The sequence below is a fragment of the Sphingomonas sp. RS6 genome, assembly GCF_054489705.1.
The window spans coordinates 36,194-55,302 of sequence record NZ_JBTMWM010000006.1 but is presented as its reverse complement, the minus strand read 5'-3'; the positions used below and the strand labels follow the sequence as shown (position 1 = coordinate 55,302).

Genomic DNA, 19,109 nt, shown 5'->3' with positions numbered 1-19,109 from the left:
CGTCACGACTATTCGATTAGCCTGCTTCGACACGCAAATCCATAGCACCAATTCAGCTGCTCTTGAGTCATCACGGCTCTTGCGTGCCACGATTACAGCGGCTAGGGCGCCCCCGTCATCTGGGGAGTAGCCTCGGGCGCCAAGGCGCCGGGCGCTCGCGTCAACACACTCGGTCGAGAGGCCGTGGCGCGGGCGGGATCGTCATTGCGATCCGGGCGAGACCAATGACGTCGCATCTCCGTCCATGCCGGGCGGGGAGATGCGATGTCGTTGGAAATCGCGATCCGTCCGGCCCGGAGATCATTGCTTGGAAGCCCTGTTCACCTCGACGGCGATCGTCGCGCTCGCTGAAATCGGCGACAAGACGCAACTGCTCGCGATCCTGCTCGCCACCCGCTTCAAACGGCCGCTGCCAATCGTCTTCGGCATTCTGGTGGCGACACTCGCCAACCACTTCCTCGCCGCGCTGGTCGGTGCGGAGGTGGCCGGCCTGATCGAAGGACGCTGGTTCCGCTATGTCATCGCCGCTTCGTTCGTCGCGATGGGCATCTGGACGCTGATCCCGGACAAGCTCGACGACGATGAAGCCCCCCGCCCCGCCCGCTTTGGCGCGTTCGCCACGACGGCCGTCGCCTTCTTTCTCGTAGAAATGGGGGACAAGACCCAGGTCGCCACCGTCGCACTCGGCGCCCGCTTCCACGATGTCGTGGCAGTCACCGCCGGCACCACGCTCGGCATGATGATTGCCAATGTGCCTGCGGTCTATTTCGGCAACGCCGTGGTCGAGCGCGTGCCGATGACGCTCGTCCATCGGATCGCGGCGGGCCTGTTCGTGGCGATCGGCCTCTGGCTGGCGGCACAGACCGCCGGCTGGCTGTAAGCGCGCTAGCTGGCCGGGCTCAGGCCCGGCCGATCAGCCGCTGCGCGATCCGGTCGGCGACCTCGCTGGCGGGATCGCTGGTCGCGGCGCTTTCGTCCCACACCTGCTCGAGCCGCACCGGAATGCGTTCGACGCGCGCATCGACCGCCGCGCGGTCGCCCGCGCCGAGATATTCGAGGCCGACATTGATGATGCCGCCGGCGTTGATCACATAATCGGGCGCGTAAAGAATGCCGCGCGCGTGCAGGCGGTGGCCGTCCTCGCGGGTGGCGAGCTGGTTGTTGGCGCCACCGGCGACGATGCCCACCTTCAGTGCCTCGATCGAGGTTTCGGTGAGGATCGCGCCGAGCGCACACGGGCTCAGAATATCGGCCTCCGCCGTCAGGATCGCATCGGCAGCGATCGCCTCACCGCCGAGTTCCGACGCCAGCGCACGGGCGCGATCGGCATCGACATCGGCGAGGATCAGCTTCGCGCCGTCGGCCGCGAGCAGACGGGCAAGCCCGCCGCCAACCGAACCGACGCCCTGGATCGCGACGCGGACACCGGCCATCGTGTCGGTGCCCAGGCCGCGCTTGGCCGCCGCCTTAACCCCCAGATAGACGCCGCGCGCCGTGACAGGGCCCGGATCACCACCGGCATTGCCGGCCGCGACCGGCAGACCGGAGACATGGCGCGTCTGCGTCGCGACGATCTTCATCCGCGCTTCGGACATGCCGACATCTTCGGCGGTGACATAGCGACCGCCCAGCGACTCGACCGCGCGTCCAAACGCCTCAAGCTGCGCTTGCGTCACCTGTGCTCCAGGCTTGTCGGCCAGGATAACGCCCTTGCCACCGCCCATCGGCAGTTCGGCCATCGCGTTCTTGTAGCTCATGCCGCGCGAGAGGCGCAGCGCATCGGTGATGGCGGCGCGGTGATCGGCATAATGCCAAAAGCGGACACCGCCGGCGGCCGGGCCGAGCTTGCTCGAATGAACCGCGATGATCGCGTTCAGACCCGATTCGCGGTCGGAAAACAGGTGGACGCCCTCATGGTCGTCGAAATCGGGAAAGCCCCAGTCGGTGATCATGGAAGGGTCCGCACGCCGTGAGAAACTGGGGCGACCGACGGGGATTGAACCCGCAACCTCTGGTACCACAAACCAGCGCTCTAACCAATTGAGCTACGGTCGCCGTGAAGGAATGCGCGCTTAGCGAGGTCTTGAGCCGAGCGCAAGCCGATGCCGCCGGTTATCCGCGCGAAATTCTTACCGCCTCTTCCGGGGTGGTTACGCCCGACCGCACCAGCGCCCGCGTCGCCGCGCCAAGATCGGGTGCGCTGACAAAGGCATGCCGCGCCAGAATCGCCGCGTCGCCGCCATCGTTGATCAGCCGCCGGATCGCCGGATCGCCCCGAACTGCCTCGAATGCCGCGAGCTCGCCAGCGAATCCGGAGCCCTCACACAGCGCGCAACCCACAGGTGCATAGACGATCGCGCCGGGATCGAATCCCAGCAACGCCGAAACCGATCCCGTCGCCTGAACCGGCTGGCGGCAATGCGGGCAGAGCCGCCGGACGAGGCGCTGCGCCAGCACCAGGTTAAGCGACGCCGCCAATTCGAACGCCTCGACTCGCCAGGCGCGCAGCTGCTGGACGGCAGCGACGGCATTGGGCGCCGCAAGCCCCGCCAGCACCAGCAGCCCCGCCTGCGCCGCATGCACCGCCGCGGCCGCCGTCACCCGGTCGCAGAGCGAGTCGATCATCACCACGTCGAAATCCTGCCGGGGCGCCGCGCGCAGCAACTCCGCCGGTGGCGCGCGCTCGACATCGCCTCGGCAAATTTCCGGGCGATCGGGGATCGTCTCGCCGCCAATGGCAAGGGCCGGCCGCTCCCGCCCCGCCGCCACGCCAAGCAGCGTCGCCAGCGTGGTGCTTCGTCCCGCACCGGCCGGCCCGGCGACGAGCACAAGGCCGCGACGGGCAATCGCCGCCCGTGTCTCGCGTGCCAGCAACGGGCTCATGCCAAGCCGCTCGCACTCATCGCCGGCGCCGCGCGCCGCTTCGCGGTGAAGAACGATGCGAACGCCATTTTCGGCCGGCATCGCCGCAACGTCGAATGTCTCGCCACCACGGCGAAAGACGGCATTCTGGGGCATTCGCGCTTCGAACGAGAGCTCGCATGCCTGCGCAATTTCCTCGCACACCGCGAAGGAGGCCAACGGCCCTTCGGCGCGCATCTGACCCGCCACGCGGTAGCCGATCCGCATGCCGGCCTCGTCGGAGTCGAAATGGACGTGCGACGCCCCTAGATCAGCGGCGATCGCGAGCAAATCATCGAGCCTCAGCGCAAGCGCCGCGTCGCGCGCCATCGTTTCTACAAGCGTGTTCACGCGTGTTCCCCCAGCATGATCGCTGCTCGCTAGGGATCCCATATGACGGTTACGAGTCGCTTTTATGACGGTGGCGAGTCGGTGTGGCGAACCGCGGGCAATTTTGGCAAAAGCGGCGACCATGCCTGTGTCGCTCCATCCGTCCATCGTCGCCGCGTCACCCGGAGGCGGCCATCCCGCCGAGCCAGTGATCGAATGCCTGATGCGCCACCCCGGCGTCCAACGGGTGCCGAACCCCAAGGTATCGCTGTTCATCGTCCGCGCCTTCGCCGATCCGGCATTGTGCGAGACACTGATCACCGCGATCGACGCGAACCGCCGCCCCTCGACGATCGCCGATGGGGGTGACGATTATGCGTTCCGCACCAGCGAGACCTGTGATTTCCCGCCCGACGATCCGGCCGTCGACACACTTCGGCGACAGATCATCGCGCTGACCGGGCTCGATCCGGCCCATGCCGAACCGATGCAGGGCCAGCGTTACGCGATCGGCCAGGAGTTCAAGGCGCACACCGATTATTTCGAGCCGAGCGGCGTCGATTTCGAACGCTATTGCAGCGTCGCCGGCCAGCGCACCTGGACGGTGATGCTTTATCTCAACGACGTCGATGCGGGCGGCGCTACCCGCTTCAAGGCGATCGACAAGATCGTCCAGCCGGAAACCGGCAAGCTGCTCGTCTGGAACAATCTGCGCCCCGACGGCACGCCGAACCCGTCGACGATCCACCACGCGATGAAGGTTCGCGCCGGGCTGAAATATGTCGTCACCCAGTGGTTTCGCGAACGCCCCTGGCAATGATCGCAAGCAAAAGGCCCGGCCGCAGTCGCGGCACGGGCCTTGCTTTTCCGTCGGATCAGAAGGTCGTCGAGAGCGACAGCGACACGGTCGTTCCCGGCGCATAGCTGTTGTACGTCACCGTGTTGGTGCCGTTCGACTGGGTCTCGCGATAGCGACGGCCGGTGATGTTACGCGCCTCGAACTTGAGGTCGACTTCGCGGCCCGCGACCATCACGCCCTGTCGCGCGACGAAATCGAGGTTGAAGCCCGGATATTCGTACACGTCCGGCTGGTTCTGGTTGGCCAGGCCGCGGCTGGTGACGCGCTTGCTGGCATAGGAGAGGATGAAGGTCTGCTGCGACAACAGGCCCTTACGCTCCATGCCGAGCTGGAAATTGACCAGGTGATCCGACTGGCCCGTCAGCGCCGAGCCGTCGCGGAAGAAGTCGGCCGCATTCGTCGAGGACGCCGCATAGACCGCCACCGGATCGCCGTCCTTCACCTTCAGCGCGGAGTGCGTGTAGGTGTAGTTGGCGATCGCCAGCAGGCTGCGGTCGGCGAAGAAGTCGCCATTCAGCCAGTTGCCCAGCGCAAAGCCCTTTTGCGCTTCAAACTCAGCGCCGTACAGATCGGCCTTGGGCGCGTTGGCAAAACTGGTGATGAAATCACCGCCCGCGATGAAAGTTTCGATCGGCTTGTCGATCCGCTTGTAGAAGGCAGCAGCGGTAACCCGCTGATCGCTGCCCATATACCATTCGTACCGCGCTTCGGTGTTGAACAGCTTGCTGTCCTGGAGAAGCGGATTGCCACGATACTGGCGGTTGGTTTCAGGATCGAAGTAGAACTGGTAGATCAGCTCGCGGAACTGCGGCCGCGCGATCGTCTTCGATGCATTGAAGCGCAGCTGCATCGAAGGCTGGAACTGCCAGGTAATCGTCGCGGCCGGCAGCCAGTAATCATTGTCCAAGCTGGTCGATGCGTTGCTGGAGCCCACCACGGTGAACACCTGCGCTGGCGTCACGCGCTCCTTGGCAGTTTCATAGCGCACACCGGCGTCAATCGAGAGTTCAGGCGTGATCTGGTAGACTGCTCGGCCATAACCGGCGTGGCTGCGCAGCGTGGCATCGAAGGCCGGGTTGCCCTCGTTGGTTTCGGTCAGCTTGATACCATAATAGTCGATGATCGCGCTGCCGAGGAGCAGGTCTGGCCGCAGCATAGCAACGGCACTCGGAAAATCGCTCGGGGCCGTGAACTGGAAATCGCGACGCGAACTGTAGCGACTGGTGTCCAGATAGGCATAGCCGGTCGACAGGCTCAGGTCCGGTACGACCTTGAACGTCAAGTCGGCGCCGCCAGACCACAGATCCTCGTTCAGGTCCGAATAGCTGACGGTGGCGTCACCGCCGTTGCCGTTGTTCAGCCGGTTAATAAAGTAATTTCCATAGGGGTCGGAAGCGACGTTAGTACGGACATATTCAAACGTCAGCTCACTCGGCGATTTACGCTTCGAATTTGCATAGCTTCCGCGCAGGTCCAGGCTGAGCGTTGGGGTCAGTTTGAATTCACCGACCAGCTGGGTGTCGATCAGCTGACGCTCGAACCAGCGGCTATCCTGATCCTGAAAATCAGTTATTTCGTTATTGTTACGCTTGCCAATACCCAAGCGCGTATTCTTCAGGGTGTCGTGAATATAGACGCTGGTCCAGCGGATCTTATTGTCACCGAACTCGTACCCGAGGCCGAGCAGCGCGTTTGCAACAACACGATTGTCAGTGATAACTCGTTCAAAATCATTTTCAAGCGTGGAAAGGTCTTGTGTCAGCGAGCTTTGCTGGATCGTGTCCCGCACGCTCCACTTGTTGCTGTAACCGGCGGTGGCGATCACGCCGAGCGTATTCTCGCCCACGTCCCACGACTTGCCGGCGGAAACGCTTGCCGACCAGTTCGGCGGCAGATTGGTGTTGCGCTGGAGCAGCGCGTTGTTCGCATTGACCAGTTGCTTGGCAATCGCCCCGGTGTCTACGTTCCCCGAGCTGATCCGCTCACCACTGGCGAAGAACGCCGCTAGCGCGGGCGGCGTGTCGCGCGTGCCGTCGTCATAGCCGGTCCAGTCATGACCGCCGCCGGCATAGACATAGCCGAGTTGCCCGGTCGTGCGGGTATTGGCGCCGATGCCGCCACTCACGGTCAGAAAGCCTTCGCGCGGTACCGAATTGGTGGTGAGGTTGATCACGCCACCGCCGAACTCGCCTGGGAAATTGACCGAGTAGCTCTTCTGGACGAGCGAGGACGAGACCACGTTGGTCGGGAAAATGTCGAGCGGCACGACGCGCTTGAGTGGCTCGGGGCTCGGCAGCGGCGAACCGTTGAGCAGCGCGAGCGAATAGCGGTCGCCAAGGCCGCGAACGAAGACGTAGCCGTTACCGACCACGCTAAGGCCGGTGACGCGGCTCAGCGCGCCCGCGATGTCGCCCTCGCCCGTCCGCTGGATGTCGGCGGTCGACAGCACCGAAACTACCTGCGGCGTATCGCGTGCGATATTCAGTCGCCGGCCGGTGACGACGATGTCGCCGGGGATCGAGACGTCGGTGGCTTCGTCCTGCCCCTGCACGGCATCGGCTGCCGCCGTGTCATCCTGCGGCACGGCCGCATCCGTCGCCGGTCCGGTCGGCGAATCCGGTGTCGTCTGCGCGCGTGCAGTCGCAGGCGCGACGAGCGCGGAAGAGAGTAGCAGCAGGCTGGCAAGCCCCAACGACTTGGTCATCGTGAACCCCTAGTTCTTATCGGAAGAGGGCGGAGCGCCGCCTGATGGCCACGCCCCGCCCTCCAGTCAGGTGAGGCCTGGCCTCAGGTCGTCGGCAGCGACGTGCAGGCGCGGCCTGCGACGCTGGTGTTGTCGAACGATGCGTAGCCCGAGTTGCAGGTCCAGCCCGCATACCAGGTGTCGTTCGCGTCCTTGACCGCGCCGATCCAGGTCGTCGTGTCGAAGAACGAGTTGACCGTCTTCGGATCCGTGGCAGTCACCGCCGTCTCGGTCGCACCGTTGACGAACAGGTTTGCGAGCGAGTTCACGAAGCTGTCGTTGTTGTTGTTCGTGCCCGATCCGAACGCCGTGGCAACCTGCGCCGCCGTGATGCTGCCAGTGCCGATGAACTTGGTGCTGTTGCACTGCAGGGCCACCGAGCGGGCAACCAGCGTCGCCGGCGTCGTGCCGCTGCCGTTCATGCGGATGCACTCGTTGTTCGGCGAGATCAGCAGGCCATTCACCAGCGTCAGATCGGCATTGCCGCGAAGCAGGACCGAAGCCTGGTCGTTCGCCTCGTTGTTGCTGCTGACCTGGCTCTGGATCGCAGTGAAGTTGGCGACTGCAGTGTTCTGGCGCGGCAGATCGGCTTCGAAGCCGTTGCTGTCGACTTCCATCAGCGCGTCACCCTGGCCCGGACGCTGGATCAGCAGGACGTACTGGAATGCGCCGCGCAGGCCGGTGTCGATGTCGAGGCTGTCGTCGTCGGCGCCGGTGGCGATATAGTGCTTGAAGTTCACCACGCCGCCGAAGAACTCGGCGCCGTCATCCGAGCTGTTGTGGCTCTGGATATAGTCGAGCGTGGTGCCGCTGCCGATGCCTTCGGTCGTCAGCGCCTGAAGCTCGGTATTCGCACCAAGAACATAGCCCGAATACCGGATTTGGACATACTTCATCGTACCAGCATTGTACGTATCATCGGTACCACCGAACACCGCCGGATCGGCCGAACCTTCAGTGGCACGCTCACAAGTGTTGCCTGCGGTCGTGCCGGTCGAGCAGTCCGTGACCCGCGCACGGCCCATCAGCACGACGCCACCCCACTGACCGAACGACGCGTCATTGTTGATGCCAAGCACGTTGTCGCGGCTGGTGAAGATGATCGGCTGGCTTGCGGTGCCGACGGCGTTGATCTTGTTGCCGCGATTGACCGCGAGCCACGACGTACCGGTGCCGCCATAAACGATCACGCCTGGATCGATCGTCAGCGTGACGTTCGTGTCGGCGGTCAGCTGGCTGCTGCTGTTGAGGGTGAAGCCGTTGGCGGTGGTGCAGCCAACGGTCGAGCTGGCGCGCGGCGCGGCGCTGGTCGGCGCGGTGAAGCCGCCGTCGCAGCCGACGTCGACGCGGCCCTTCATCTGGTACAGCAGGCCGGCGATCTTCGGCAGCGTCACGCTCTTCGAGATGATCGCGGGCAGCGTGCAGACGCGCCACGTGCCCGTCGGGCCGGTAATCGTGCCCTCATCGGTCAGGCCCTTCGGGTCGGCGATGGTGGGGCAGCCCGTGGCCGGCGTGACGAGCGCGGTCGTCGGCGTCGGGGTCGGGGTCGCCGTCGGCGCCGGGGTCGGGTTGTTGATGATCACGTTGCCGCCGGTGCCGGGCGATGCGATGTCGTTCGCCCCGTCGCAGGCCGAGAGCGCAGCGCCCGCGCAGCTGGTCATCAGAATAAGGCTAAGGCGTTTGAAGCTGGCCATAATATCTCCGTTCCGGCGAACACCGGTTGTTTTGCGCGAATGCGAAACTGTGCGGGATCGACTCGGCTGTTCCCCCGTCGGCCGCAGGCCTCCGCTAGGGGACGGAGATGACGCGAACGTGCGACCTTCGAGAAACTTCGGAGACTCATTGATTACGCTGATGTGACAGGCGTCCCGTTGCTGAACACCGCGGCTGCATGGCCGCTCAGAAGCCGGCGGTCATCACCACGCCGATGCAGATTGCGACGCCGCCGAGCAACTGACGGATGCCGAGCCCTTCGCGGAAGACGCGGTGGCCCGCCAGCGCCGCGATCGGCATTTCGATGACGCCCAGCGATCGCACCGCGGCCGCCGTCGCGAGGTTGAGTGCAAGGAACCACCCGGTCGAGGCGAGTGCGCCGAAGGCACCGGCGCCGAGCGAGCCCCGCCATCCGGCCAGCACGGCGCACAATGCCGCCGGATCGCGCCACGCCAGGATCGCGCCGAGCACCGCCGCCTGCACCGCCTGCACGATCGTCAGGCTGGCGGTCGCGGCAAAAAAGGGATGCGCAGGCTCCAGCGCGAGACCCGCGTGACGAAAGCCGTTGAGCGCCAGGCCGAACAACAGGCCCGATATGGCGCCATAGGTGATGCCGAGCCAGGGGCGGGTCGCACCCTCGGTGTCTCGCGGCCAGACGGCGATGCCCAGACCCGCCGAGGTGATCGCGATGCCGGTCCAGCCGAGCATGGAAAGCTGGTCGCCGAACACGGCCAGGCCCGCCACCGCGGCGAGCGGCACCGAGCTTTGCTGAAGCGCTGTGCCGACCGCGAATCCGGCATGGTGCATCGCCAGCAGCAGCGCGGCGGTGGCCATAACCTGCGCCAGCGCGCCCAGCATGGCGGGCCACCAGAATGCCAGTCCGAACTGCGGCTGAACCTCCGGGGCCGCCACAATCGCTGCCGCCACCAGCAGGCAGGAGAACGGGAGGCCGAACAGGAAGCGCACGAGCGTTGCCCCCCAGGGGCCGCTGCTCGACATCATGCCGCGCTGGAAGGCGTTCCGCGCCACCTGAAACGTCGCTGCCGCGATCGTCGCCGCTGCCCAGAGCATCGATGGCACTCCTTTTGGTGCGAGCGACGGCAAGGAACGGTCGCCGCCAAACGCAAAAGCCCGCCGGCTTTGCGACCGGCGGGCTTGCTACATGGTGGGCGCGGCTGGGATTGAACCAGCGACCCCTGCGGTGTGAACACAGTGCTCTACCACTGAGCTACGCGCCCATTGGCCAATCGGCCGAAACGGGAAGCGGGCCTTTACGAACAGTCTAGCCCGCTGTCCAGACCCGATCCGCGGCGGCGGGCCGGAAAATTTTGGCGCGGTTTAGTTGACCGCGTCCTTCAGGCCCTTACCGGGCTTGAACTTGGGCTGGTTCGACGCCTTGATGGTCATCTCCTCGCCCGTGCGCGGATTACGGCCGGTCGAAGCCTTGCGCTTGCTGACCGAGAACGTGCCGAATCCGACCAGGCGAACTTCGTCACCCTTTTTCAGCGCCTCGGAGATCACGTCAAAAACCGCTTCAACGGCCTTTACCGCGTCACCCTTGCCAAGGCCGGACGCGTCCGCGACCTGTCCGATCAGCTCTTGCTTGTTCATGCTGGTGCAAACCCCCTAAAATTTGTGCGCCGTACGTCGCGTTGGAACGGATAAACGATTGGAATGAATCGCGGCGGCAAACCGATGTGCGAGTGAGCACAGGGCCGCCGCCGCTGTCAAAGCCTTTCCGACAGGATTGCGTCAGAAAAGTTACACCTTGTCAATGATGAACCGCGTCTCCGATCGCAGGGACGCCGGCTGGCGGCTGCGCCGCCAGATCGTCGGCATCGGTCCAGTCGATCGGCGAGAGCGGTTCGGTCAGCGCAAGCCGCAGCACCTCATCGACATGCGCCACCGGGACGATCTCCAGCCCTTCGCGAATGTTGGCAGGGATTTCCGCGAGATCCTTTTCATTCTCGGTCGGGATCAGCACCGTCTTGATTCCGCCGCGCAGCGCCGCGAGCAGCTTTTCCTTGAGCCCGCCGATCGGCAGCACGCGACCCCGCAGCGTGACCTCGCCGGTCATCGCGATGTCCTTGCGAACCGCCACGCCGGTGAGTGTCGAGACGATCGACGTGACCAGGCCGATACCCGCCGACGGCCCATCCTTCGGCACCGCGCCCTCGGGCAAATGGACGTGGATGTCCTTCCGCGAGAACAGGCTCGGCTTGATGCCATAGCCCGGGCTGCGCGCGCGGACGAAGCTGAACGCGGCTTCCACCGATTCCTTCATCACATCGCCCAGCTTGCCGGTCGTCTTGATCGCGCCCTTGCCGGGCACGGTGACGCTCTCGATGGTCAGCAGCTCGCCGCCCACTTCGGTCCAGGCGAGGCCGGTGACAGCACCGATCTGGTGCTCCTCCTCGCCCACGCCGAAGCGGTATTTCCTGACACCAGCATAGTCCGCCAGATTCTCGGGCGTGATGGTGACTTGGGTCTCCTTGCCCTCGAGGATTTTGCGCAGGCTCTTGCGCGCTAGCTTGGCGATCTCGCGCTCCAGCGTACGCACGCCGGCCTCGCGAGTGTAATAGCGGATCAGGTCGCGCAGCCCTGCATTGGTCAGGGTGAACTCGCCATCCTTCAGGCCATGTGCGTCGATCTGCTTGGCGATCAGGTGCCGCTCGGCGATCTCGACCTTCTCATCCTCGGTATAGCCTTCGAGCCGAATGATCTCCATGCGGTCGAGCAGCGGCTGCGGCAGGTTGAGCGAGTTGGCCGTGCACACGAACATGATGTCCGAAAGATCGATGTCGATCTCCAGATAATGGTCGTTGAACTTGCTGTTCTGTTCCGGATCGAGCACCTCGAGCAGCGCCGAGGCGGGGTCGCCGCGGAAATCCTGGCCGAGCTTGTCGATCTCGTCGAGCAGGAACAGCGGGTTCGACGTACCGGCCTTTTTCAGGTTGGTGACGATCTTGCCCGGCAGCGAGCCGATATAGGTGCGGCGGTGGCCGCGAATTTCGGCCTCGTCGCGCACGCCGCCCAGCGACTGGCGGATGAACTCGCGCCCCGTCGCCTTGGCGATCGACTTGCCAAGGCTGGTCTTGCCCACGCCCGGCGGGCCGACGAGGCACAGGATCGGCCCCTTCAGCTTGTTGGTGCGCGCCTGGACCGCGAGATATTCGACGATCCGGTCCTTCACCTTCTCCAGCGCATAATGGTCCTCGTCGAGCACGCCCTGCGCCTCGGCGATGTCCTTCTTCAGCTTGGACTTCTTGCCCCAAGGCAGGCCCAGCAGCACGTCGAGATAGTTGCGCACGACGGTGGCCTCGGCCGACATCGGCGCCATCGTCTTGAGCTTCTTCAGCTCGCCCTGCGCTTTGGCGCGCGCTTCCTTGGAGAGCTTGAGGGTGGCGATCTTCTGGGTGAGCTCGGCGACCTCGTCGCCCTCACCCTCTTCGCCCTCATTGCCCAGCTCGCGCTGGATCGCCTTGAGCTGCTCGTTGAGGTAATATTCGCGCTGCGTCTTCTCCATCTGGCGCTTGACGCGGCTGCGGATCTTCTTCTCGACCTGCAGCACGCCCAGCTCGCCCTCCATGAAGGCGAACACCATCTCCAGGCGCTTCTGGGGATCGGTTTCGACCAGCAACGACTGCTTGTCGGCCACCTTCACCGCGATGTTGGCCGCAACCGCATCGGCAAGTCGCGACGGATCATCGAGCTCACCCAGCTGCACCGCCGTCTCGGCCGGCAGCTTGCGATTGAGCTTGGCATAATTCTCGAACTGGTCGACCACCGAACGCATCAGCGCCTTCAGCTCGGCACTCGGCGCCTCGTCGGCGTCAGCCACTTCAACCGGCGCGACATTGGCGGTCAGATAGCCGTCGGCCTCCTCGATCGAGACGAGCGACGCGCGCTCCTTGCCCGCAACCAGCACGCGGACGGTGCCATCGGGCAGCTTGAGCAGCTGCAACACCTCGGCCGAAACGCCGGTATCGTAGAGATCGTCGCGGCCGGGATCGTCCTCGGCCGGATCGAGCTGGGCGACGAGGAAGATTTCCTTGTCGGCTGCCATTGCCGCTTCCAGCGCCGCCACCGACTTGTCGCGGCCGACGAACAGCGGCACGATCATGTGCGGAAATACGACGATATCTCGAAGCGGCAGAACGGGATAAGACTGCTTCATGGGTACTCCGGGTCGGCCCGTCGGGGCCCTACTTTCCACTATATATGGGGCCGGCGCCAGCGGCATCAATCATTCGGGGGCATTAAGCTGCGGATAGATTGGCGGCTTGCGTCGAACCGTGGTCGCGCGCGGCTCGCGTTGCGCCGCAGCGAAGCTATGCTTGGACGAGGCCGAATCTCCCAGCGATTCGCCGATCAGGGGAACCCAGGAATGATCTCAAACGCCCGTTCGATTCTGCTCATCGCCGGCTCGGCCGCCGCCATTGCCGCGGCGCCGGCCTGGGCGCAGAAGCGGGGCGAACCGCCGATCACGCCGACGACCCAGGAATCGGGCGGGCCGATCAGCGCGGCGCGGGCTGCCCTGCATCTCGAGCATGTCGATCTGGCGATCGAGGTGTTTCCCGACACGCATCGCCTTGCCGGCGTCGCCACGCTGACGCTGCGCAGCTCGGCGCCGCAGCGTGCGCTGCTCATCGATCTCGATCGCAACCTGCCGGTCAGCACCATCCAGATCGACGGCAAGCCGCTTGCCCCCGGCCAATGGGAAAATCCCGAAGGCCGTCTCGAAATCGCGCTCCCCCGGCCGATTGCGGCGGGCGATCGCGTGGTTGCGAAAATCACCTATGGCGGCACGCCGCATGTCGCGGTGCGCGCGCCCTGGGACGACGGCCTTGTCTGGGCAAAAACGCCTGGCGACGGCAAACCATGGGTCGCGACGACCGCCGAAGGCTATGGCTGCGACCTGTTCTGGCCCTGTCTCGATTTTCCGCGCGGCGAACCGGACGCCGTCGACCTGCACATCACCATTCCCGCAGGTCTTAAGGCACCGGCCAACGGCAAGCTGATCGGAATCGACACCCTGGCGGATGGGCGAACGACGTGGCACTGGGGCGCGCGCAGCCCCAATCCCTATTCGGTCGCGCTCGACGTCGCGCCCTATGCGGAACTTTCGGCGCCCTATCATAGCCGCTATGGCAACACCTATTCGATGCACTATTGGTTCATTCCCGGCCGCGAGGCCAAGGCAAAGGCGCTGTTCGCCGAATTCGCGCCGACGCTCGATTTCTACGAGCAGGTGATCGGCCCCTATCCCTGGGGCGACGAGAAAATGGGCGTGGTGGAAACGCCGCATCTCGGCATGGAGCACCAGACGATCAACGCCTATGGCAACAACTACAAGAAGACGCCGTCCGGCTTCGACGAGATTTTCCAGCACGAGCTCGGCCATGAATGGTTCGGCAACCAGCTGACCGCCGCCAACTGGGACGATTATTGGCTGCACGAAGGCTTCACCCAATATATGCAGCCGCTCTACGGCGAATGGCGCGAGGGCTCGGCCCGCTACGCGACGATGATGGACGCGTTCCGCCTCGATATCCGCAACGCAGCCCCGATCGTCTCGGGCAAGATCCGCACCGAGGAAGAGGTGTACGAGCCCGCCAAGGGCGGCCCGGGGCTGGACATCTATGTCAAAGGCGCATGGGTTCTGCATACGCTGCGCAACCTGATCGGCGATGAAGCGTTCTTCGATGCGACCCGCCGGCTCGTCTACGGCAGGCCCGATCCGAAACCGGGCAATTTCAAGCCCCGATTCGCCAGTACGCCGGAGTTCATTGCGATCGTGAACCAAGTGACCGGCCGGAACCTGCAATGGTTCTTCGACGTCTATCTCTACGAAGCGGCACTGCCGGAACTCGTCTCGGAACGCCGGGGCGATCGGCTCACGCTGCGCTGGAAGACGCCCCATGATCGCCCCTTCCCGCTCCCCGTTGAAGTGTCGGTCGACGGAGTGGCGCGCAAGATCGAGATGACCGGCGGCGCAGCCACGCTCGACATACCCGCCGCGGCGCATGTCGTGCTCGATCCGGCGGCGCGCATTTTGCGGCAATCCGACAGTGTTGATGCTTACCAGAACAGGAACAAGCCATGATTGAAACGATCGTCGCCCCGGTGCCGATCGGCGTCCCCGGCCTGATGGCGCTGGCGGCGGGGCTGATCCTCTTTGCCGGCGCGGTGCTGTTCGCCCGCTGGCGATACCGGGCGAGCGGGGCAAGCCGCCGCTACGCCGCGCGCAGCCAGACGTCACTGACCGGTGTCATCGTGCAGGCACTGGCGTTTCTTGCTGTCGCGATCGGGCCGATTCGCCCGATCCTGCTGCCCGCCTCGGCGCCGGCGGTGGGAATCGCGGTGACGATCGGAATCCTGTGCGGCGTGGCGATCGGGATGTTCCTGTCCGCCACCGCCGCGATGCAGCAGCAATGGAGCGTGGTCGCGCGCACGCGGCACGATCATGTCCTGGTCACCTGGGGACCCTTCGCCACGCTCCGCCACCCGATCTACACCGGCCTGTTCCTGCTTGTGATCGCGGTTGCCATCGCCTTCGGCCATTGGCGCGGGCTGGTGCTGGCGGTGCCGCTCTACTGGGCCGGCACCTGGCTGCGGGTGCGCGAGGAAGAGCGGTTGCTGCGAGAGCGATTCGGCGCGGAATATGAAGGATATGCCGCACGCGTGAAGCGCTTCGTCCCCCGATTGCTCTGATCGTTTCGCCCGACGGGTTGCCAGCGCGGCGCTGATCGGCCAAACTGTTGCGATGAATTGGCTTTCAAGCCTGATCTCGCTGGCTACGCTGTTTATGGCTGCCCCGGCTGCCCATGCCCAGGGCGACCTGAAGGTCGAAGGCGACTGGACGCATCCGGGGACCGGCTTCGTGTTCCCGGAACGGGTCGGCGGGGCGGTTCGCACCCGTGTCCACACCTATGACGCCGAGGGGCTCGATGCGAGCGCCGGCTATTTCATCAAGCGCCGGAACGATGTCGCGTTCTTCACCGTCTATGTCTATCCGGTTCGGCAGGGCATGGACTGCGCCGCCACTTTCGAGGACATGTCGAGGGGCGTCGACCAATCCTATTCGGATGTTCAGCGCGGCGCCGTTGATCGCTGGACGTCGCCTTCCGGCCGGACGCCCGATGCGGCCTATCATACGAGCTTCCAGTTCATCGGCGAACTGGAGGGCAAGCAGCGCCCGCTCCATTCCGAAAGCTATCTGTTCTGCCCGGCAGGCGGCAATTGGCTGGTCGCCGCGCGGGCAAGCTGGGCGCAGGAGGGCGCGGACTTCGAGGATGCGTTCGCAGACTTTCTGCACGCCTTTTCCTGGCCCGATGCGTTGGATGCACCATCGCAGCCGCTAGCCACTGCACCGCGGGTGGAAACCTCCACGAACTGATCCCCCGGGAGTCGGGTGATCGCCGGGCGGAACCGGCCAGCACTTCTTCATTGGAAAATGAAGCGTCTCATGCCGCGCGGCCGCCGCGTGCGGAGCGTGGCTGAAACCCGCGCTGGGCGTTCGATCCTGCGCCGGCCGCCCAGCCACCAGGAGGATCGACGATGCGGCCCATGACCGCCGTCCCGCACTGGCTTCATGTCCTCGCGATCATATCGCTTGCGACCGGGTTCGCCTGCGCGATCGTCATCGTCGCCGACGAACTGAGGCATCCGCCGACGATGTGGATCATGGGCCTGGTCTGGCCGCTGACCGCGCTGTTCGGCGGTGTGTTATGGCTGGCAGCCTGTTACAAATGGGGACGCAGCACCGACGACGAACGCCCTACCCGGCGATGGTGCTGAAGGGCGCCAGCCATTGCGGCGCCGGTTGCACGCTGGGGGACATCATTGCCGAATGGGCGGCCTTTGCGGTGCCGGCGATCGCCATCTGGTTCGGCTGGCAGAGCCTGTTCGCCGAAAAGCTGTTTGCCGTATGGATCGTCGACTTTCTGCTCGCCTTCCTGATCGGCGTCGGTTTTCAACATTTCACGATCAAGCCGACGCGCGATCTGTCCCCCGGACAAGGGATCATCGCCGCGCTGAAAGCCGACATCGCCTCGATCACCGCGTGGCAGGTCGGCATGTACGGGCTGATGGCGGTGATCCAGTTCGCCTGGTTCAAACCGGCCTATGGCGGCATCGCCGACGTCGCGACGCCCGAATTCTGGTTCGCCATGCAACTGGCGATGCTTGCGGGCTTCGCGACCAGCTATCCCGTCAACTGGCGGCTGATCCGCGCCGGGCTCAAGGAGCGCATGTGATCCGACGACAGCCGTGCGCCCCTGAAATCCGTCAACTCATCGATCGGTGACTGTGAGCGGAAACATCGAAATGCGGCGCGGGCGACGGTCGATCACCCCCACTGCCGCGTCCATATTCGCTGCAACCAGATATCGAACTGGATCGGCCATGTACCCGCACCGGCGTTGCGAGGACCGGTGCCGAACCCGTGCCCGCCTTCTTCGAAAAGGTGCAATTCGAACGGCCGGCCCGCCCGCGCCATCGCCTGCGCGAAGGCCAGGCTGTTCTCATAGGGCACCGTATCGTCGTCGACCGCGTGAGCGACGAATGCAGGCGGGGTATCGGTTCGCACCAGTGTCGCCGGCGAATGTCGCGCGACCAGCGAATCACCAGGCGCCTCCCCCAGCAGGGCGAGACGCGAGCCGGGATGCGCTTGCGCACCGGCCATCGCGATCACCGGATAGAGCAGCCCGCCGGCGAGCGGCACCGGCGACAGCGCATCGGCAGCGTCGATCGGCGCATAAAGCGGCTCCCCGGCGCGGGTAAGCAACGAGGCTGCGAGATGGCCGCCCGCCGAGAAGCCGAGCACCGTAACCGCCGCCGGATTCAATCCCTCTTCCGCTGCGCGCGTACGGATCAGGCGCATGGCACGCTGCGCATCCTGCAACGCCACCTCGCCGCGTTCGCGCCAGCCCTCGCCCGGCAAACGATAGCGGAGCACGAACACCGTGTAGCCGAGCGGGCAGAACGCATCGGCGATGTCGAGCCCTTCATTTTGCACCGACACGAACCGATAGCCGCCCCCCGGCAGCACCAGGATCGCAATCCCGTTCGGCACCGCCGGACGAAAGATGTGGATCTGAGGCCGATCGATGCCGGTGTAAAAACTTTCGGGCAGGTCCGCGTCTCGGCGGGGCGCCACGAATCCGCCGCCGGGTGGCGTGTCCGGCCAAAGGCCAATCGCCTCGGCCGCCGTCCAGCGCGGCGCGATCGGCACGCGCGACGGCGGAATGTCCAGCCCGTCATCTCCATTCGCTGCGGCCATTCTTCGGTCCCTCTTTGCCATTTCCAGTCTGTCACCGCTTGCCGCGCGACGCCAAACAAGTTAGCGCGGCTTAGCGTGCGTAATCGTTTGTTCAAGCACTCGTCGGAGGATGGATGTCGGGATCGCTGTTGAACCAGTCCGGTGGGCCTTGCGAGACCCGCCAATGGACCGGCACGGGGCTATGCCGCAACGCCATTCCCGCCGAACAACGCATCCCGCCCTTCGCACTGGCGCCCGAATGCCGGATCGACGGGCTCGACCTGTGGGACATGTGGCCAGTCGAGCAGGCCGATGGTGCCCCGGCGAGGATCGGCGGCGCCGCGATCTGGCTCGCGCTCACCGCGCCGCTGGAGGAAGACCCTGAAGCGCGCCACGCGCATGCCCGCATCCGGCTGGTGAGCGAGTTGGACGGCGGCTGGCGCGTCCACGACCCCGCGCTGCCCGAAGGTCTTTCGGCCGGCAGCCGCGAATGGTCGGGCTCGGCGCTGTTCGATCCGGCGAGCGAGACGGTGACGCTGTTCTACACCGCCGCCGGGCGTCGCGGCGAGCCGGCGGTCAGCTTCGAGCAGCGGCTGTTCCAGCTGCGCTTCCACCTTTCACTCGATGGCGACGCGCCGATTGCATCGGACTGGCGGGACCACCGCGAGAGCCTCGTCGCCGATGGCATCCGCTATATGGTCGTCGACCAGCGCGACGGCGGCGCAGGCACGATCAAGGCGTTGCGCGATCCTGCCTTCTTCCGCGATCCGGCCGACGGGCGCGACTATCTGTTCTTCACCGGATCGAGGGCCGGTTCCGATTCGCCCTGGAACGGCGTGATTGGCGTCGCCGTGACGGGTGAAGATGGCCTCGCCGACTGGCGACTTCTATCGCCGGTGGTCTCCGCAGATGGCGTCAACAACGAACTGGAACGGCCGCACATGCGGCACATCGCCGGACGATATTATCTGTTCTGGTCGACCCAGGCGAAGGTGTTCGCGCCCGATGGTCCGGTCGGCCCGACCGGCCTTTACGGCATGGTCGCTGCCAGCCCGCTCGGCCCGTTCGAGCCGCTCAACGGCACCGGCCTGGTCGCCGCAAATCCCCCCGACGCGCCCTACCAGGCCTATAGCTGGTGGGTTATGGATGATCTGCGCGTCACCAGTTTCGTCGATCTGCCAGCGGTGCTGACGATGGACGAGGTGACGGAAACGGCGATGCGCCGCGCCCGCTTCGGCGGCTACCCCGCGCCCTGGTTCCGGCTGGTGCTCGACGGCGCGCGCACGCGGATCGCCTGATCC

The 19,109-nt window shown here is 65.2% G+C and carries 16 protein-coding genes, 2 tRNA genes and 1 riboswitch; of the genes, 8 read left to right on the top strand and 10 right to left on the bottom strand.

Annotated elements, in window-relative coordinates:
* The first annotated feature begins 108 nt into the window (after positions 1-108).
* Positions 109-213, top strand: a riboswitch (yybP-ykoY riboswitch).
* Between the two features lie 94 nt (positions 214-307).
* Entirely contained in the window at positions 308-880 is a 573-nt protein-coding gene (locus ACX40Y_RS12370; RefSeq protein WP_459119872.1) for a TMEM165/GDT1 family protein, read from the top strand.
* 19 nt (positions 881-899) lie between these two features.
* On the opposite strand, the gene ACX40Y_RS12365 is transcribed toward ACX40Y_RS12370, so the two are convergent.
* The 3 genes from ACX40Y_RS12365 to ACX40Y_RS12355 all read right to left on the bottom strand — a co-directional run bounded on the left by ACX40Y_RS12365 (position 900) and on the right by ACX40Y_RS12355 (position 3,252).
* Positions 900-1,952: a Glu/Leu/Phe/Val family dehydrogenase gene (locus ACX40Y_RS12365; protein ID WP_459119871.1), complete on the bottom strand. Its 1,053-nt coding sequence runs from the start codon at positions 1,950-1,952 to the stop codon at positions 900-902.
* Between the two features lie 26 nt (positions 1,953-1,978).
* A tRNA-His gene (locus ACX40Y_RS12360) sits at positions 1,979-2,055 on the bottom strand.
* Positions 2,056-2,112: 57 nt separating this feature from the next.
* Positions 2,113-3,252 carry an ATPase, T2SS/T4P/T4SS family gene (locus tag ACX40Y_RS12355; protein WP_459119870.1) on the bottom strand — a complete coding sequence of 380 codons (1,140 nt, stop codon included), beginning with the start codon at positions 3,250-3,252 and terminating at the stop codon, positions 2,113-2,115.
* Positions 3,253-3,373: 121 nt separating this feature from the next.
* On the opposite strand from ACX40Y_RS12355, the gene ACX40Y_RS12350 reads away from it, so the two are divergent.
* Positions 3,374-4,051 carry a prolyl hydroxylase family protein gene (locus tag ACX40Y_RS12350; RefSeq protein ID WP_459119869.1) on the top strand — a complete coding sequence of 226 codons (678 nt, stop codon included), beginning with the start codon at positions 3,374-3,376 and terminating at the stop codon, positions 4,049-4,051.
* Between the two features lie 55 nt (positions 4,052-4,106).
* On the opposite strand, the gene ACX40Y_RS12345 is transcribed toward ACX40Y_RS12350, so the two are convergent.
* From ACX40Y_RS12345 to lon, 6 genes are all read right to left on the bottom strand, one after another.
* Positions 4,107-6,794 carry a TonB-dependent receptor domain-containing protein gene (locus ACX40Y_RS12345; protein WP_459119868.1) on the bottom strand — a complete coding sequence of 896 codons (2,688 nt, stop codon included), beginning with the start codon at positions 6,792-6,794 and terminating at the stop codon, positions 4,107-4,109.
* Between the two features lie 83 nt (positions 6,795-6,877).
* Positions 6,878-8,527, bottom strand: coding sequence for a hypothetical protein (locus ACX40Y_RS12340; RefSeq protein ID WP_459119867.1), 1,650 nt, complete (start codon positions 8,525-8,527; stop codon positions 6,878-6,880).
* Positions 8,528-8,732: 205 nt separating this feature from the next.
* The gene (locus ACX40Y_RS12335; protein ID WP_459119866.1) at positions 8,733-9,617 is read right to left on the bottom strand and encodes an EamA/RhaT family transporter; all 885 of its coding nucleotides are present in this window, start codon (positions 9,615-9,617) and stop codon (positions 8,733-8,735) included.
* 92 nt (positions 9,618-9,709) lie between these two features.
* A tRNA-Val gene (locus ACX40Y_RS12330) sits at positions 9,710-9,784 on the bottom strand.
* Positions 9,785-9,884: 100 nt separating this feature from the next.
* Entirely contained in the window at positions 9,885-10,157 is a 273-nt protein-coding gene (locus ACX40Y_RS12325; protein WP_459119865.1) for an HU family DNA-binding protein, read from the bottom strand.
* 160 nt (positions 10,158-10,317) lie between these two features.
* Positions 10,318-12,723: an endopeptidase La gene (gene lon / locus ACX40Y_RS12320; RefSeq protein WP_459119864.1), complete on the bottom strand. Its 2,406-nt coding sequence runs from the start codon at positions 12,721-12,723 to the stop codon at positions 10,318-10,320.
* 210 nt (positions 12,724-12,933) lie between these two features.
* On the opposite strand from lon, the gene ACX40Y_RS12315 reads away from it, so the two are divergent.
* The 5 genes from ACX40Y_RS12315 to ACX40Y_RS12295 all read left to right on the top strand — a co-directional run bounded on the left by ACX40Y_RS12315 (position 12,934) and on the right by ACX40Y_RS12295 (position 16,804).
* Positions 12,934-14,652, top strand: a complete 1,719-nt coding sequence (locus ACX40Y_RS12315) for a M1 family metallopeptidase (RefSeq protein ID WP_459119863.1) — start codon at positions 12,934-12,936, stop codon at positions 14,650-14,652.
* Positions 14,649-15,260 carry a methyltransferase family protein gene (locus ACX40Y_RS12310; protein ID WP_459119862.1) on the top strand — a complete coding sequence of 204 codons (612 nt, stop codon included), beginning with the start codon at positions 14,649-14,651 and terminating at the stop codon, positions 15,258-15,260. The genes ACX40Y_RS12315 and ACX40Y_RS12310 overlap by 4 nt, the downstream gene beginning before the upstream one ends.
* Before the next feature lie 52 nt (positions 15,261-15,312).
* A complete protein-coding gene (locus ACX40Y_RS12305; protein WP_459119861.1) occupies positions 15,313-15,945 on the top strand; it encodes a hypothetical protein in 633 nt (210 codons plus the stop codon).
* Positions 15,946-16,106: 161 nt separating this feature from the next.
* On the top strand, positions 16,107-16,346 hold the full coding sequence (locus ACX40Y_RS12300; protein WP_459119860.1) for a hypothetical protein: 240 nt from the start codon (positions 16,107-16,109) through the stop codon (positions 16,344-16,346).
* The gene (locus ACX40Y_RS12295; RefSeq protein ID WP_459119859.1) at positions 16,337-16,804 is read left to right on the top strand and encodes a DUF4396 domain-containing protein; all 468 of its coding nucleotides are present in this window, start codon (positions 16,337-16,339) and stop codon (positions 16,802-16,804) included. The genes ACX40Y_RS12300 and ACX40Y_RS12295 overlap by 10 nt, the downstream gene beginning before the upstream one ends.
* Positions 16,805-16,896: 92 nt before the next feature.
* Here ACX40Y_RS12295 and ACX40Y_RS12290 read toward each other — a convergent pair whose 3' ends face one another.
* Complete coding sequence (locus ACX40Y_RS12290) at positions 16,897-17,829, bottom strand: alpha/beta hydrolase (RefSeq protein ID WP_459119858.1); 933 nt, start codon at positions 17,827-17,829, stop codon at positions 16,897-16,899.
* A gap of 113 nt (positions 17,830-17,942) precedes the next feature.
* Here ACX40Y_RS12290 and ACX40Y_RS12285 point away from each other — a divergent pair, with 113 nt between their 5' ends.
* Positions 17,943-19,106 (top strand): glycoside hydrolase family 68 protein, encoded by a 1,164-nt coding sequence (locus ACX40Y_RS12285; RefSeq protein WP_459119857.1) that lies wholly within the window; start codon positions 17,943-17,945, stop codon positions 19,104-19,106.
* Positions 19,107-19,109 lie beyond the last annotated feature (3 nt).